This is a genomic window from Pseudomonadota bacterium, assembly GCA_013285445.1.
In the GTDB taxonomy this organism is placed as follows: Bacteria; Pseudomonadota; Gammaproteobacteria; order Xanthomonadales; family Wenzhouxiangellaceae; genus Wenzhouxiangella.
This window is the reverse complement of the sequence record CP053448.1, coordinates 3,333,370-3,347,741: the sequence shown is the minus strand read 5'-3', so window position 1 is coordinate 3,347,741 and position 14,372 is coordinate 3,333,370. Positions and strand designations below refer to the sequence as shown.

Sequence of the window (14,372 nt, the reverse complement as noted above, 5' to 3'; positions counted from 1 at the left end):
GATCTCAGGGTGCGACACTGATCCCCGTGCCCGATGACGCCCGGGCAGCCGGTCGAATCCAGACCTCCACGCGACGGTTCTTGGCCGTGCTCGATTCGCCGGTGCCTTCGGCCAGCGGCAGCGCGTCGCCGAAACCCCGGGCCCGCCTGACCGGAATCCCGGACCTGTTGAGCAACACGGCCACGTAGTCGACCCGGTCGCTGGAAAGCGTCATGCTGAAGTAGGGCGAGGTCTCCGAGGGATCGGCAAAGCCCATCAGCAGGACCTCGAGATGGCGATTGTCCGGCGCCTTGAGGAAAGTCACCAGTCGCTCCAGGTCGCGCTGTGACTTGCTGTCGAGCGCGGCGCGCCCGGTATCGAATCGGAAATTCATGGAGGCGCGAAGCGCGCCGTCAACAAAACGACGGTAATCGTCAGGCGCCGAGCCGGGAATGGCCACGCGCTGGAGCTCCACCGCCTGACCCACAAAACCGATGCGGTCGACGATTTGCTGCCCCTGCGCTGAAATTGCGAACCGGGCCAGCGCGCCACCGTGACCCCCGATTTCGCGCTCGGGCACATACAGATACAGCCGGCGACTCAACGGATAGTCTTCGGTTGCCGAGGAAAAGCGTTCAGGCAGCACTGCCTCGCCACCGGCCGATACGGCCAGCGCCCGTGCACTGCGTACGTAGGGCAGCCCGATGAAGCCGATGCCGTTGGGATCGCCAGCGACGCGATCGGACAGCTCGGATGATGACTCGAAGCGTTCGGCTGTCGTCAGCGAAGCACCCTGCAACACCATTGACTTGAACGAGTCCCATGTGCCGGACTGCTCATCACGGGCGTAGCGCCGGATTGGTGCATCCGGACCGCCGAGCTGGCGCCAGTTGTCGTAGCGGCCAGAAAACACGGCGCGAATCTGCCCGACGCTCATGGCCCGGATCGGATTGCTCGGGTGGACGATGACGGCAAGGCCGTCGATGCCCACGACAAACTCGTTGCTGGGCCGATCGAGTTGGCCGAGGAAGTCAAGTTCCCGGACCTCGGTTGGGCGAATCCGCCGCGAGGACATGCCCATATCCGCGGTTCCATTGAGCAGGCCGCTGAACGAGGTCGAGGACCCGTGCGCATGAATCTCCACGCTGCGCGTCTGGCCGGCGGCATTGGTGCCGGTGATCGTGCGCTCGAGCGGGGCATGAATCGTCGTTTCGATGTCGCTGTAGCCTTCGGCCTGCAGCCAGCCGGCGACGAGCGCTGGCGCCAGTTCCTCGCCGATCGTGTTGGAGCCATGCAGCCGCAGCTGCGCGTGCGCTTGCAGCCCGTGAGCGAGCAGCAGTGCCGGGAGAATGGAATAGAGCAGTCTGAAGACAAACATGGGCATGAACGGCGTTGCTGGGCGACAGCCCGCAATAATGCCTGCGCGTGATTAAAGCCTGATGGCGTTTGTGTTGCGTGACGCCTGGACCGGGCATCGGGTGGCGGCACGAATCGGCTGTCGCGCGGGCGGCCGATTCTGCCGGCAGGATCAAAATCTGCGAAAATCAGGGTTTGCGCGAGGGTCGACCCGCAGGTCCCGGGCAGCAACGGAGTAAGGCATGAGCGAGAGACGCAAGATCACCGTCCCCGATATCGGCGATTTCGGCAAGGTGCCGGTGATCGAGGTGCTGGTTGACGAGGGCGATGATATCGAGCAGGAACAGTCGCTGATTACGCTGGAGTCGGACAAGGCGACGATGGACGTGCCGTCGCCGGCGGCCGGCAAGCTGGTCGAGCTGAAAGTCTCCGAAGGTGACGAGGTTGGAGAAGGCGACGTCATTGGAATCGTGGAGGTTTCCGAAGGCGGCGGGGAAGCGTCGGACGATGACGACTCCGGCGATGAACGTGAAACGGGTTCCGGGGAGACTTCGGATGACTCGCAGGATGCCGAAGCATCCGGTGGTTCCGGAAAGGCGGACGAGGCCCGCCCGGAAACCGTAAACCAGAAACCGGAAACCGCTTTCGATCCGACCGATCACGACCACGACTTCGACCTGGCCGTGCTCGGCTCCGGGCCAGCTGGCTACACGGCGGCCTTCCGCGCCGCCGACCTGGGTCTGAAGGTCGCGCTGATCGAGCGCTACGGCGCGATCGGCGGGGTCTGCCTGAACGTCGGCTGCATCCCCTCCAAGGCGCTCTTGCACGTCGGCCAGGTGATCGACTCGGCCGCGCATCTCGGTGAACATGGCGTGTCTTTCGGCAAGCCTGGCATCGACCTCGACAAGCTTAGGGACTTCAAGGACTCGGTCGTCGGCAAACTGACCGGCGGCCTGGCCGGCATGGCCAAAAAGCGCAAGGTCGAGATTGTCCGGGGCATGGGCCAGTTCAGCGGCCAGCACGAAATCGTCGTCGAGCACGACGGCGAGGAGCGCACGATCGATTTCAGACAGTGCATCATCGCCGCCGGTTCGCGCGTGGTCGAGATTCCCGGCCTGCCCCGGGACGACGATCGGGTGATGGACTCGACCGGGGCGCTGGAGCTGGCCGACGTGCCGGAGCGCCTGCTGGTCATCGGCGGCGGCATCATCGGCCTGGAAATGGCCTGTGTTTATCGAGCGCTGGGCTCGAAGGTCACCGTCGTCGAAATGATGAAGCAGCTCATGCCCGGCGCCGATCCGGACCTGGTCAAGCCGCTGCAGCAGCACCTGAAAAAGCAGGGTGTCGACTTTCACCTGGGCACGAAAGTCAAGAAGATCGAGGCCGGCGACCAGGCGCTCACCGCAACACTGGACGGCAGGGACGCGCCGGAATCGAGCGAATTCGACCGCGTGCTGGTCTGCGTCGGGCGCCGGCCCAACGGCGACCAGCTCAATGCCGAGGCCGCCGGCGTGGAGGTCGACGAAAAGGGTTTCATTGCCGTTGATGGACAGATGCGCACCAATGTCGGTCATATCTTCGCCATTGGCGACATCGTCGGTCAGCCGATGCTGGCCCACAAGGGCTCCTACGAAGGCAAGGTGGCCGCGGAAGTGGCCGCGGGCGAACAGCGCGCCGCCGACGCGCGCGTGATTCCCTCGGTGGCCTACACCGACCCGGAAGTCGCCTGGGTCGGGCTGACCGAGGCCCAGGCCAGGACCAGGGGCATCGACTACGGCATCGGCAAGTTCCCCTGGGCGGCGTCCGGTCGGGCGCTGGGCATGGACCGCTCGGAAGGATTCACCAAGCTGATCTTCGAAAACGAGACAGGTCGCCTGATCGGCGCCGGGGTCGTCGGCCTGCACGCCGGTGACCTGATCGCCGAGCTGGCGCTGGCCATCGAGATGGGTTGTGACGCCGCCGATATCGGTCTGACCATCCACCCGCACCCGACCCTGTCGGAGTCAATCATGATGGCCGCCGAGGCCTACGAGGGCACGATCACCGACCTCTACATGCCCAAGAAATAGCGCCGGATTGCCATGGAACCACAAGGAGGCCAGGAATGGATTCAAGCAAGAGAGATCGTTTGCCGGGCACGGCACGCCGCATCGCCGAGAACAATCCGGCGGTCTGGGAGGCCTACAACCGTCTGGGCAAGGAAGTCGCCGAAGCCGGACCATTGAGCCGGCGTGAAATGAGGCTGGTCAAGATCGCTCTGGCCATGGGCATTCAGTCCGAGGGCGCCGTGCATTCGCACGCCCGGCGCGGCCGCGCGGAGGGGCTGAGCGAGGAGGATCTCCATCATGTCGCCGTGCTCGCCATTCCGACCATCGGCTTTCCCCGTGCAGCCGCTGCATGTTCCTGGCTGGGTGATGATGCCGGCGAATCGGCCGGTTACTAATGCGGCCACGAATCAGCTGAGTGTCTGCTGATTAGTGACCGCATCAGTCATTCCCGGCCGCCTTCCGGTTCTTTCGAGGTGAGCACCAGCCCGACCGCGCGCACCCCCCGGGGGCGTTGCCAAACCATTCGAAGGCCAGACGTTTTCGGGCTGGTGATATGCTTCTTGGCCGTTTAACCGTGCAGCCCTGATCCGTGTACTACGCCGCCGCCTGCCAGACCAACTTCCCCGCGCCAGAACATCGGCGCGAAATCGGCGACCGGGTTCGTCGCATCGCGCAGATCGTTGACCAGACCGTCATCGGTTACGAGCCCTTTTTCGACGTGCGCCTGTTGGCGTTTCCCGAGTTCGCCCACGCCGTGCCGATCCACACCAGTCCGAAGCGGCTTCTGCAGACCGTGGCCGTGGAGCTGCCCAATGAGCACACCGACATCTATGAGAAGCTGGCGCGAAAGCACGGCTGCTACATTCAGACCGGCACGTTCCTCGAGCGTGACCATGACTGGCCTGGCGTGGTATTCAACACCACGCTGCTGATCGGTCCCGAGGGCATCCTGTCGAAGTACCGCAAGGTCAATCCCTGGATTCCCTGGGAGGTTCACGCCAGCCCGCACGACCTGCCGGGCTACGCTAATGACCCGTTTCCGGTGGTCGAGACCGAGATCGGCCGGCTGGGCGTGGCCATCTGCTACGACTGGCTGTTTCCCGAAACCATCCGCGAGCTGGCCTTTCGCGGCGCCGAAGTGCTGATGCGTGTGTCGGCCTACATGGATCCCTGGGGCACCCAGCAGCCGACTGACTGGTGGACGCTGATCAACCGTACCCGGGCGCTGGAAAACACCGCCTACGTGGTGGCGGCCAACCAGGGAGCCGAGATGCACCACTATCCGCCGTTTTCCTGGCCGGGCGGTTCGATGGTGGTCGACCCCGATGGCCGCATCCTGGCCCAGGCCGAACCGGGGACCGGGGAGAAAGTGGTGGTCGCGCCGATCGATATTGACGCGCTGCGCCGCGAACGCGAGCGTCGACGCGGCCACGATATGCGCGCCCATTTCCGCGCCGAAATCCACGACTATGCCCGTCATGCAAGACTACAGCCTGCAGGCAGCGGCGACATCAACATCGACCAACTGAACCGGCGCATCGCCGAGTCGAAGAAGCGATTGCCCTGATGTCGTTGGGCGGCTGAATGCGGGAGAAGAGCTCATGAAGCGAATGGTATCCATGGTCTTGCTGGCGCTCGTCGCGCTGACTGGCTGTGAGCGAGAACCGTTAGGCCCGAGTGCCGAACAGATCGAGCGCAACAACCGCGGCGTGGCGCTGATGGGGCAGTACCGCAATGAGGAAGCGCGTCAGGTCTTCGCGCAGCTTGGTCAGGAGCGGCCAGGCTGGCTCGATGTTCAGGTCAACGAGGCGATCGCCACGCTGAATCGTCAGCAGGAGGGCGATGAACAGCGTGCGCTGGCGATGGTCGAGGCGGTGCTCGACAAGACGCCGGACCACGCCCGCGCTCGCTATATCGCCGCACTGATGCATTATTACCTCGGTCAGACCGAACGGGCGCTCGGGCATTTCGAGCAGGTGCTCGATGCTGTGCCGGGTGATGCCCATGTCGCCTACTTCACGGCTCAAACCCTGGTCCAGCTCGGTCAGGAAGAACGCGCACTTGAACTGTATCGGCGCGCCATCGATCTCGATCCCTACCTGCGCAGCGCCTATTATGGTGCCGCACTGGTGCTGCGCAAGCGTGGCGATCCCGAACAGGCGCGCTCGTTGCTGGCCGACTACCAGCGTTTCGAGGACAACCCGCGTGCTCACCTGGCCGAGTTTCGCTACACCCGCATGGGCCCGCTGGCCGAAGCGCTGGCGGTCGATCAGTCCGCCGGGCATACGCCACAACCGCTGTCCGACGGGCCCGTGTTCGATACACCGGAGCTGCTCGTCGAATGGTCCGGCACCGGAACGACCGCGTCCCTGACCGCCGCCGACATCAATGCTGATGGGCATCCCGATCTGTTCTTGTCAGACGGCACCCGTACCCGGGTGTTGCTCGGGCATTCCGAGGGATTCGAGCGGGCGGAGGATCATCCCCTGTCCGGCATCGACGGCGTGACCGCGGCGGCATGGGGCGACGTCGACAACGACGGCAATCTGGATGTTTACCTGTGCCGCCGCGGCGCCAACCAGCTGAGGACTTCCGCCGGCAACTGGGCGCTGATGGCCGGCAGCAGCGATGTCGGCGACTCCGGCGATTGCCAGGATGTGGCCCTGTTCGACGCCGACCACGACGGCGATCTCGATCTGTTCGTGGTCAACGCCAACACACCCAATGAGCTGTTCAGCAACAATCTTGACGGCAGCTGGCGCCGCCTGAGTCACCGGGCTGAGGTCAATCTGGGTGGTCATGGCGCAGGCCGCCAGGTGCTCATTGGCGATCTCGACCGGGACCGCGATGCCGATATCGTGGTGCTGCATGACGACGGTCCGCATCAGGTGTTCGTCAACGACCGGCTGTGGCGCTACCGGATCTCCGGCGCCTTCGATCGGTTTGCCGCGGGCGATCACCGCGCCGTGACTGCCGCTGATTTCGATGCCGACGGCCAGCTCGAGCTGGTGACCGTCAATCACGCCGGTGTGCTGAGCCTGTGGCGTCCGGATGATCAGGGCGATTGGCAATCCCGGCCCCTGATCGAGTCGGGCCTGCCCGTGTCGGACTTGCCCCGGCTGACGGCGGCCGATTTTACCGGCGACGGGCGACCCGATATCCTGGTCCATCACGGGGAAGGCTTCGAGCTGATCACGGTCGGCGCCGGGGCCAGCGCCCGCATCCGGGTGTCGGAAGCGGTCCGGCTGGGCGCGCTGCTGCCGCTGCTGCGCGATCCCGCGACCGGTCCCGAACTGCTGGGCCTGGTCGCGGTCGATCCTGCCGGGTTGATGCGCTGGCCGGCCGGCGATGGTCGCGGGCGCTTTGCCGCGCTGGCGCCGACCGGGCGTTCCGAGCAGGCCGACGGCATGCGCTCGAACGCCTCGGGCATCGGCACCGGCATCGCCGCCCGCGTCGGCAGCCGCTGGAGCCTGTCCGATACCTACGACCGGCACTCGGCGCCGGGCCAGAGCCTGCAGCCGGTGGCCATCGGGCTCGGCGGGGACGAGCGCATCGACTTCGTGCGCCTGTCGTGGACCGACGGAGTCATGCAGACCGAGCTGGCCCTGCCGGCCGGCGAGGTGCACCGCATCGCCGAAACCCAGCGCCAGCTCGCCAGCTGCCCGGTGCTGTTCGCCTACAACGGCGAGCGCTTCGAGTTCGTCTCCGACCTGCTCGGCGTGGCCGGCATCGGTTTTTTTCATGCCCCGGGCGAATACTCCGAGCCGCGGCCCTGGGAATATTTTCGCTTTCCAGAAGGGAGTATCGCGCCGCGCGAGGGCCGCTACGCGATCAAGATTGGCGAGCCGATGGAAGAGGTTGCTTATCTCGACACGGCCCGCCTGCATGTGCACGACCTGCCGCCGGGCTGGTCGCTGGCGCTCGACGAGCGCATGCACACCGGTGGTGGACCGGCGCCGAGCGGTGAGCCGGTCTTCTATCGCGACGAAACGCTGCGTGGGCCCGTTCGCGCCGTCAACGAGCGCGGCGAGGACGTCACCTCGCGCTTGAGTCAGGTCGACTTCGAGGCCGCCCCCCCGGGCGAACGCGACCGACGCTTTCTGGGCCGGCTGTCTGGCGAGCACCTGCTCGAACTGGAATTTGGCGAGCCGATCAATCCCGCCGGCACCCGACCGGTGCTGATCATCGACGGCTGGGTCGAATATCCTTACTCGCAGACGGTCTTTGCCGCCTGGCAGGCCGGCGCCGACTATGCGGCGCCAAGCCTGGAGGCGCGTGCCGACGGACGCTGGCAGATGGTCCATGAGCACTTCGGCTACCCGGCCGGCATGCCGCGCGAGATGTCGCTGCCGCTCGATGGCCTGCCAGAAGGCACCACGGCGCTGAGACTGCGCACCAACCTCGAGATCTACTTTGATCGGATCGCCGTGGTCGCGGCCGAGGCGGCGCCCGCGGAAGCCGCATCACGTGTGATCGAGCCGGGACAGGCTCGCCTGGAGCGGACCGGCTTTGCGCGGCGCGAAACGCTCGATCAGCGCCGCCCCTACTACGACTATGCCGACCGCAGCCCCTTCTGGGACACTCGTGCGCCAACCGGCTACTACACCGCCTTCGGGCCAGTCAATGAACTGGTAGCCGCCGCCGATGAGGCCTTTGCCGTGATTGGCCCCGGCGAGGAAGTCCATTTCGAGTTTCCGGCACCGCCGGCACCGCCGGACGGTTTCCGTCGAGAAATCGTGCTCGAGGTGCGCGGCTACGCCAAGGACATGGACCTCTACACCCGCGACGGCGAGACGGTCGAACCGGTTCCGGGCGATGATCATCCCCGTCGACAGGCGCTGCACGAGGCCTATCTGAACCGATTCCGGGGCGGCGAGTGATGACGCAACGGCGTCCGCGCAAGGCGGTTGGCCCGCGCTTGAAGATCCTTCTGGTCGTCGTTCTGGCCCTCTTCGCGCTGCTGCTGGTCAACTCGCTCTATTTGGCCGGTGTGACACTGGTCGAGCATTTGACCGGCGCCACCTACCAGGACTACGCCTACCAGCTGATGTTCCTGTTCCACCTCGCGGTCGGGCTGCTGCTGGTGGTTCCTGCCCTGGTGTTCATCGGCTTGCACATGCGCAATACCTGGCGCCGACCCAACCGCAGGGCGGTCTACGCCGGGCTCGGCCTGTTCGCGGCCGTGCTGCTGTTGCTCGTCAGCGGCATCCTTCTGGTGCGCTTCGATTTCTTCCAGATCCGCAACGAGACGTTCCGCAACGTCGCCTACTGGCTGCACGTGATTGTGCCGCTGGCCTGCATCTGGCTGTTCGTGCTGCACCGCCTGGCCGGGCCGCGCATCCGCTGGAAGTCGGGCCTGGCCGTCGCAGCGGTCGGCGGCGTATTCGCGCTCGGCCTGGTCGCGCTTCAGGCACAGGATCCGCGGCAGTGGAATCGTCCCGGGCAGTACGGCAAGGCCGACTTCTTGCCGGCCCTGACGCGTTCGGCCACCGGTGACTACATTCCGGCCGAGACCCTGATGATGGATGGCTACTGCGCCGAGTGCCACGCTGATGTTCATGCACAGTGGGAAAACAGCATGCACCGCTGGGCCTCGTTCAATAACCCGGTCTACCTCATGTCAGTGCGCAACACCCGCGAGTTCGCGCTCGAGCGCGACGGCAACGTCGAGGCGGCGCGCTTCTGCGCTGCCTGCCACGACCTGGTGCCGCTGCTCTCGGGTGCCTTCGACGATCCCGGCTACGACGACGTCAACCACCCCACCGCACACGCCGGGATCACCTGCACCTCCTGCCACGCCATCACCCACGTCAACAGCCCGCGCGGCAACGGCGACTTCACCGTCGAGGAGCCGGTCCACTATCCCTTCGCGTTCAGCGACGATCCGATGCTCGAGTGGGTCAACGCCCAGCTGATCAAGGCCAAGCCAGCCTTCCACAAGAAGACCTTCCTCAAACCCCTGCACAAGACCCCGGAATTCTGCGGCACCTGCCACAAGGTGCATCTGCCCGAACACCTCAATGCCTACAAGTGGCTTCGGGGTCAGAATCACTACGACAGCTTCCGGCTCAGTGGTGTGTCGGGTCACGGCGTGACCAGCTTCTATTACCCTGAGCGGGCGCGCGAGAACTGCGCGAGCTGCCATATGCCCACCGTGGCCTCTGACGACTTCGGCGCGCGCCTGCGCGGAGGCGAGGCCGCATACACCGTGCGCGACCACCTGTTCCCCGCCGCCAACACCGCCATTGCGAAGATGGTGGGCCTGCCCGAGGACGTCATTGACCGGCACCAGGCCTACCTGCACAACGCGCTGCGCATCGACATCGCCGCGCTGCGTGAGGCGGGCCGTATCGACGGTCCCCTGATTGCGCCGATCCGCCCGGAGGTCCCGGCCCTGCAACCGGGGCGCGACTACCTGATCGAGACGGTGGTGCGCACCACCGGCGTGGGCCATCACTTCACCCAGGGCACGGCCGACTCCAACCAGGTCTGGGTCGAGGTCGAGGTCGAGCATGACGGCCGCATCGTCGGGCGCAGCGGCGGCATGGAGGGCGAAGAGCACCGGGTCGATCCCTGGTCACATTTCATCAATGTCTACATGCTTGATCGCGAGGGCAACCGCATCGAGCGGCGTAATCCGGAAGACATTTTCGTACCCCTGTATAACCACCAGATCCCGCCCGGCGCGGCCGACCTGCTGCACTACCGGCTTGAAGTGCCCGAGGGAGTGAACGGCGAGCTGACGGTGCGTGCCCGCGTCCATTACCGCAAGTTCGACGTGGCCCTGATGAAGCACGTCGAGGATCCGCCGTTCGTGCGCAACGATTTGCCCATCACGACTCTCGCTACCGATGAAGTGACCTTCCCGGTCGGCGAAGCGTCCCGGTCGGTCATCGTTGCCGAGCGCGGCATCCCGCAGTGGCAGCGTCTCAACGACTACGGCATCGGCGCGCTGAGAAAACCCCAGCGCCGCCAGTTGCGCCAGGCCGAAGACGCCTTCGCGCGCGTCGAGGCACTGGGTCACAGCAGCGGAGCGCTCAACCTGGCCCGGGTGTACCTGGAAGAGGGTCGCCTGGACGAGGCGGCCGCGGCGCTTCGGCGGGCGGCCACACATGAGGGCCCGCCGCCGGCCTGGTCCATGGCCTGGTTCAGCGGTCTGCTGCTGTTCCAGGAAGGACGCTTCGAGGCCGCGCTCGAAGCCTTCGAGGCCCTGGTCGAGACGCGCTTCAACGAGGCGCGTGAGCGCGGTTTCGACTTCGCGCGCGACGACCGCCTGCTCAACCGCATTGGCCTGACCTGGCGCGAGCTGGCCAACGCCCGCCGCGGCGAGGCGCGGACGGCCGCGCTACGCACGGCGCACGACTGGTTCGACCGCGCCCTGGTTCAGGATCCGGAAAACGTCACCGCCCACTACAACCTCTGGCAGGTCGAAATCGCGCTCGGCAACGCCGAAGACGCGGCCTGGCACTCGAGCGAGTACCAGCGCTACCGCGTCGACGACAACGCGCGCGACCGTGCCGTGGCCGCGGCCCGTCGCCGCGATCCGGCCGCTGATCATGCCGCCGAGCCGGTGGTCATCTACGACCTGCACCGCGAGGGCGCCGAGGCCTACGACCTGTCGGTCCCCGAAGTCATCGAGCGCATCTCAAGCCCCGTATCGATGGTCCGCAGACCATGAACGACGCCCGCAGAGACGGCGCCTTCGAGACCGAAGCGCTCGAGCAGGACGACGCCATTATCGGACGGGTCTTTCGCTGGTCGCTGGCGTTCATCGCCGTGGCGACGCTGGTCCTTGGTGCCTGGTTTGGGTTGGGCCAGTGGCTCGACAGCGCGAGCGAAGCGCCCGTGACCGAGGCCGAGATCGAACTCGACGCCCTGCTCGACTCACCCGACATGCCCGAGGCGCCGGCGGCGCGCTTCGTCGACATCACCGAGGCGGCCGGCATCGACTTCGTGCATTTTAACGGCGCCTACGGCGAGCGCATGCTGCCCGAGACCATGGGCGGCGGGGTGGCTTTCTTCGACTACAACCGTGACGATCATCCCGACCTGCTGTTCGTCAACGGCGACCGCTGGCCGTTCGCACCCGAGAACGACACGCCGCGGCCGAATGCACTCAGGCTCTACGAGAACGACGGGACGGGACGCTTTCGCGAGGTCACGGCGGATGTCGGCCTCGATGGCGTCCACTTCCAGGGCATGGGGGTGGCCGTGGCCGACTACGACGGCGACGGCCGGCCTGATATCTTCGCTACGGCGGTCGGGCCCAACCGCCTGTTTCGCAACACGTCCGACGGTTTCTTGGAAGTAACCGACACCGCCGGCGTCGCCGGGGAGGCCGGTCGCTGGAGCACCAGCGCGGGCTTCTTCGACTTCGACAACGACGGGGACCTGGACTTGTATGTTGTCAACTACGTGCAGTGGTCGCGCGAGATCGACATGGAGGTCGACTATCGACTGACCGGCATCGGCCGAGCCTACGGGCCGCCGATGAACTTCGCCGGCACGCGCGACGACCTCTACCGCAACGACGGCGACGGCACCTTCACCGAAGTCGGCGAACAGGCCGGCATCGACGTGCGCAATCCCGCCACCGGCGAGCCGGTCGGCAAGGGCCTGGCGCTGGCGCCCATCGACATCGACGGCGATGGCTGGATGGACCTCGTTATCGCCAACGACACCGTGCAGAATTTCGTCTTTCACAACCAGGGTGACGGGACCTTCGCGGAAGTCGGTACCGAGTGGGGCCTGGGCTTCGATCGCAACGGGCACGCCACCGGCGCGATGGGTATCGACGTGGCCCGATACCGTAACGACCATGCACTCGCCGTGGCCATCGGCAACTTCGCCAACGAGATGAGCTCGTTTTACGTGACCGACGGGCCGCTGCCGCAGTTCGTCGACCAGACCATCGGCGAAGGACTCGGGCCGGCCACGCGGATGTCGCTGACCTTTGGCGTGTGTTTCCTCGACTACGACCTTGACGGACGGCTCGATTACCTGCAGGCCAATGGCCACGTCGAGAACGAGATCAACCAGGTCCAGGCCAGCCAGTACTACCGCCAGCCGGCGCAGCTTTTCTGGAACTGCGGCGCGGCCTGTCCCCAAACCTACCAGACTGTAGCCACCGACCGCATCGGCGACCTGGCCGAACCGATTGTCGGCCGCGGCGCGGCCTACGCCGACATCGACGCCGACGGCGACCTCGACGTGGTGCTGACCCAGGTCGGTGGACCGCCGCTGCTGCTGCGAAATGAAATGGAAAACGACCACCACTGGCTGCGCCTGCGCCTGGAAGGCCGCCCGCCCAACACCGGCGCGATCGGCGCAAGCCTGGTCCTGGAGGCCGGTGGCGTGACCCAGCACCGCACCGTCATGCCGACCCGCAGCTACCTCTCGCAGGTCGAACTCCCGGTCACCTTCGGCCTCGGCGAGACCGACCGCATCGAACAGGTCACCATCAGCTGGCCCGACGGCAGTGAACAGGTGCTCGGGGGTTTGACGGTCGATCGCTCGCACGTGATCGCTTACCCGGAAGGCTGAAGTCCGTTTTCGCAAATGGGGCTGGAAAGGGGGCTTTCGGTCCTGCCGACACGGGATCTTCTTTCGGCGAGTGCCTATTCGTGGTCGAAGGCCGCAGTATCGCCGGCGACCAGGGGCAGGGCGCGGCGGATCTTCAGGGTTTCGTCGAGCGGGGTTTCGCGCAGGACGCGGGCGATGAGGGCCGCGGCCTTGCCGTCGCCGTAGGGGTTTCGCATGCCTTCGAGCGAGCGGCGGAAGTCCTCGGACCCGGCGCGCTCGATGCCCTCGAGGATGGCGGCGGGTTCGGCCGGGACATCGATGACGTTGGCGGCGCGCTCGCGGCCGCGCTGGCGGATGCCCACGTTGACGAAGGGCAGGGCCAGCGAGGGGGTTTCCATGATGCCGCTGGAGGAATTGCCGATGAGCATGCTCGCGTGGTGCAGCAGGCCCCAGTAGTCGAGCGTGCCCAGGTTGACGAAGCGCTTCGCGTCGTCGTGGCGTCGGCAGTAGTCGCGCGCCATGCCGATGATGGGCCGGTGGCCGGCGTCGGCGTTGGGAAAGCAGAACACCGTCGGCGCCGGAGCGTTCTCGAGCGCCTCGAACAGGGCGCGGGCCTCGCTGGCGGTGTCTTTCAGCCAGGTCGTCGGGTGCATGCCGACGATCCGCGGCCGCGGCCGCAGCGTGATACCCAGCCGTGATTCGAGCAGCGTGCGCGACGGCAGCTCGCTCCTGACGAGATGATCCAGCGACGGGGCGCCGGCGCGGTGCACGCGCCAGCCAGGCACACCCATGGCCATCACGCGCCGCCGCGCCTCGACGGTCGAGACGAAGTGCAGGTGGCTCATCTGGGTCAGCGCGTTGCGCACCGCGTCGTCGATGGCGCCCTCGCTGATCTCGCCGCCCTCGATATGCGCCATCGGGATGCGAAGGGCCAGCGCGGTGGCCGCGGGCGCAAGCATTTCATAGCGATCGGCAATAACCAGCAGCAGGTCGGGTCGCAGCCGGCCGAGCAGGTCGGCCAGGCCCAGGGTGGTCAGGCCGATGGTCTTGGCCATGGCCACGTCGGTGTCGGCGTCGAGCAGGCTCTCGATGCAGGCCTCCACGGCGAAGCCGTCGGCGCGGATGCGCTCGACGGTGTGGCCGAACTTCGGCGAGAGGTGAGCGGCGGTGGCAATGATGCGCAGGTCGACGTCATCGGCGGCCTCGAGCTCCCGGAGGATCCAGTAGAGGTGACCGTAGTCGGCGCGTGAGGAGCTGACCACCGCGATACGCCGCGGTTTGCCGTTCTTGCTGGTTTGCAATCGATAATCTCCGACCGGCTTTTATCCGGATGTCTGGCCTGTATTGGGCAGTATCCCAGATCGGCGTTCGGCAAGGTGGAGCGCCGGCGGTTCAGGGCGTGGAGTCAATGGGCAGAGCCGGCCTGGCTGGCCTGCTTGTCTCGCTTGCAGGCCCGGATGCAGTTGC

General features: G+C 66.2%; 8 protein-coding genes. 6 read left to right on the top strand and 2 right to left on the bottom strand.

Features of this window, described 5'->3' with window-relative positions; genetic code table 11:
- Positions 1-4: 4 nt before the first annotated feature.
- Entirely contained in the window at positions 5-1,363 is a 1,359-nt protein-coding gene (locus HND55_14810; protein QKK03817.1) for an OmpA family protein, read from the bottom strand.
- Positions 1,364-1,577: 214 nt separating this feature from the next.
- Here HND55_14810 and lpdA point away from each other — a divergent pair, with 214 nt between their 5' ends.
- The 6 genes from lpdA (at position 1,578) to HND55_14780 (ending at position 12,926) form a co-directional block, all read left to right on the top strand.
- Positions 1,578-3,404 carry a dihydrolipoyl dehydrogenase gene (lpdA, locus tag HND55_14805; protein QKK03816.1) on the top strand — a complete coding sequence of 609 codons (1,827 nt, stop codon included), beginning with the start codon at positions 1,578-1,580 and terminating at the stop codon, positions 3,402-3,404.
- A gap of 35 nt (positions 3,405-3,439) precedes the next feature.
- Positions 3,440-3,778, top strand: coding sequence for a carboxymuconolactone decarboxylase family protein (locus tag HND55_14800; protein ID QKK03815.1), 339 nt, complete (start codon positions 3,440-3,442; stop codon positions 3,776-3,778).
- A gap of 281 nt (positions 3,779-4,059) precedes the next feature.
- Positions 4,060-4,950 carry a nitrilase gene (locus HND55_14795; protein QKK04140.1) on the top strand — a complete coding sequence of 297 codons (891 nt, stop codon included), beginning with the start codon at positions 4,060-4,062 and terminating at the stop codon, positions 4,948-4,950.
- Between the two features lie 34 nt (positions 4,951-4,984).
- A complete protein-coding gene (locus HND55_14790) occupies positions 4,985-8,263 on the top strand; it encodes a tetratricopeptide repeat protein (protein QKK03814.1) in 3,279 nt (1,092 codons plus the stop codon).
- Positions 8,263-11,061, top strand: coding sequence for a tetratricopeptide repeat protein (locus HND55_14785; GenBank protein QKK03813.1), 2,799 nt, complete (start codon positions 8,263-8,265; stop codon positions 11,059-11,061). The genes HND55_14790 and HND55_14785 overlap by 1 nt, the downstream gene beginning before the upstream one ends.
- The gene (locus tag HND55_14780; GenBank protein ID QKK03812.1) at positions 11,058-12,926 is read left to right on the top strand and encodes a CRTAC1 family protein; all 1,869 of its coding nucleotides are present in this window, start codon (positions 11,058-11,060) and stop codon (positions 12,924-12,926) included. Before HND55_14785 ends, HND55_14780 begins: the two co-directional genes overlap by 4 nt.
- A 74-nt stretch (positions 12,927-13,000) precedes the next feature.
- Here the strand turns inward: HND55_14780 and neuC are convergent, their stop codons facing one another.
- Complete coding sequence (gene neuC, locus HND55_14775; GenBank protein ID QKK03811.1) at positions 13,001-14,206, bottom strand: UDP-N-acetylglucosamine 2-epimerase (hydrolyzing); 1,206 nt, start codon at positions 14,204-14,206, stop codon at positions 13,001-13,003.
- Positions 14,207-14,372: the final 166 nt, after the last annotated feature.

What these genes read in the sequence shown, in the direction of transcription:
- HND55_14780 (QKK03812.1), top strand. Translation starts at nt 11,058, where the DNA reads ATGAACGACGCCCGCAGAGACGGCGCCTTCGAGACCGAAGCGCTCGAG.
- lpdA (QKK03816.1), top strand. Translation starts at nt 1,578, where the DNA reads ATGAGCGAGAGACGCAAGATCACCGTCCCCGATATCGGCGATTTCGGC.
- HND55_14785 (QKK03813.1), top strand. Translation starts at nt 8,263, where the DNA reads ATGACGCAACGGCGTCCGCGCAAGGCGGTTGGCCCGCGCTTGAAGATC.
- HND55_14790 (QKK03814.1), top strand. Translation starts at nt 4,985, where the DNA reads ATGAAGCGAATGGTATCCATGGTCTTGCTGGCGCTCGTCGCGCTGACT.
- HND55_14800 (QKK03815.1), top strand. Translation starts at nt 3,440, where the DNA reads ATGGATTCAAGCAAGAGAGATCGTTTGCCGGGCACGGCACGCCGCATC.
- HND55_14810 (QKK03817.1), bottom strand. Translation starts at nt 1,363, where the DNA reads ATGCCCATGTTTGTCTTCAGACTGCTCTATTCCATTCTCCCGGCACTG.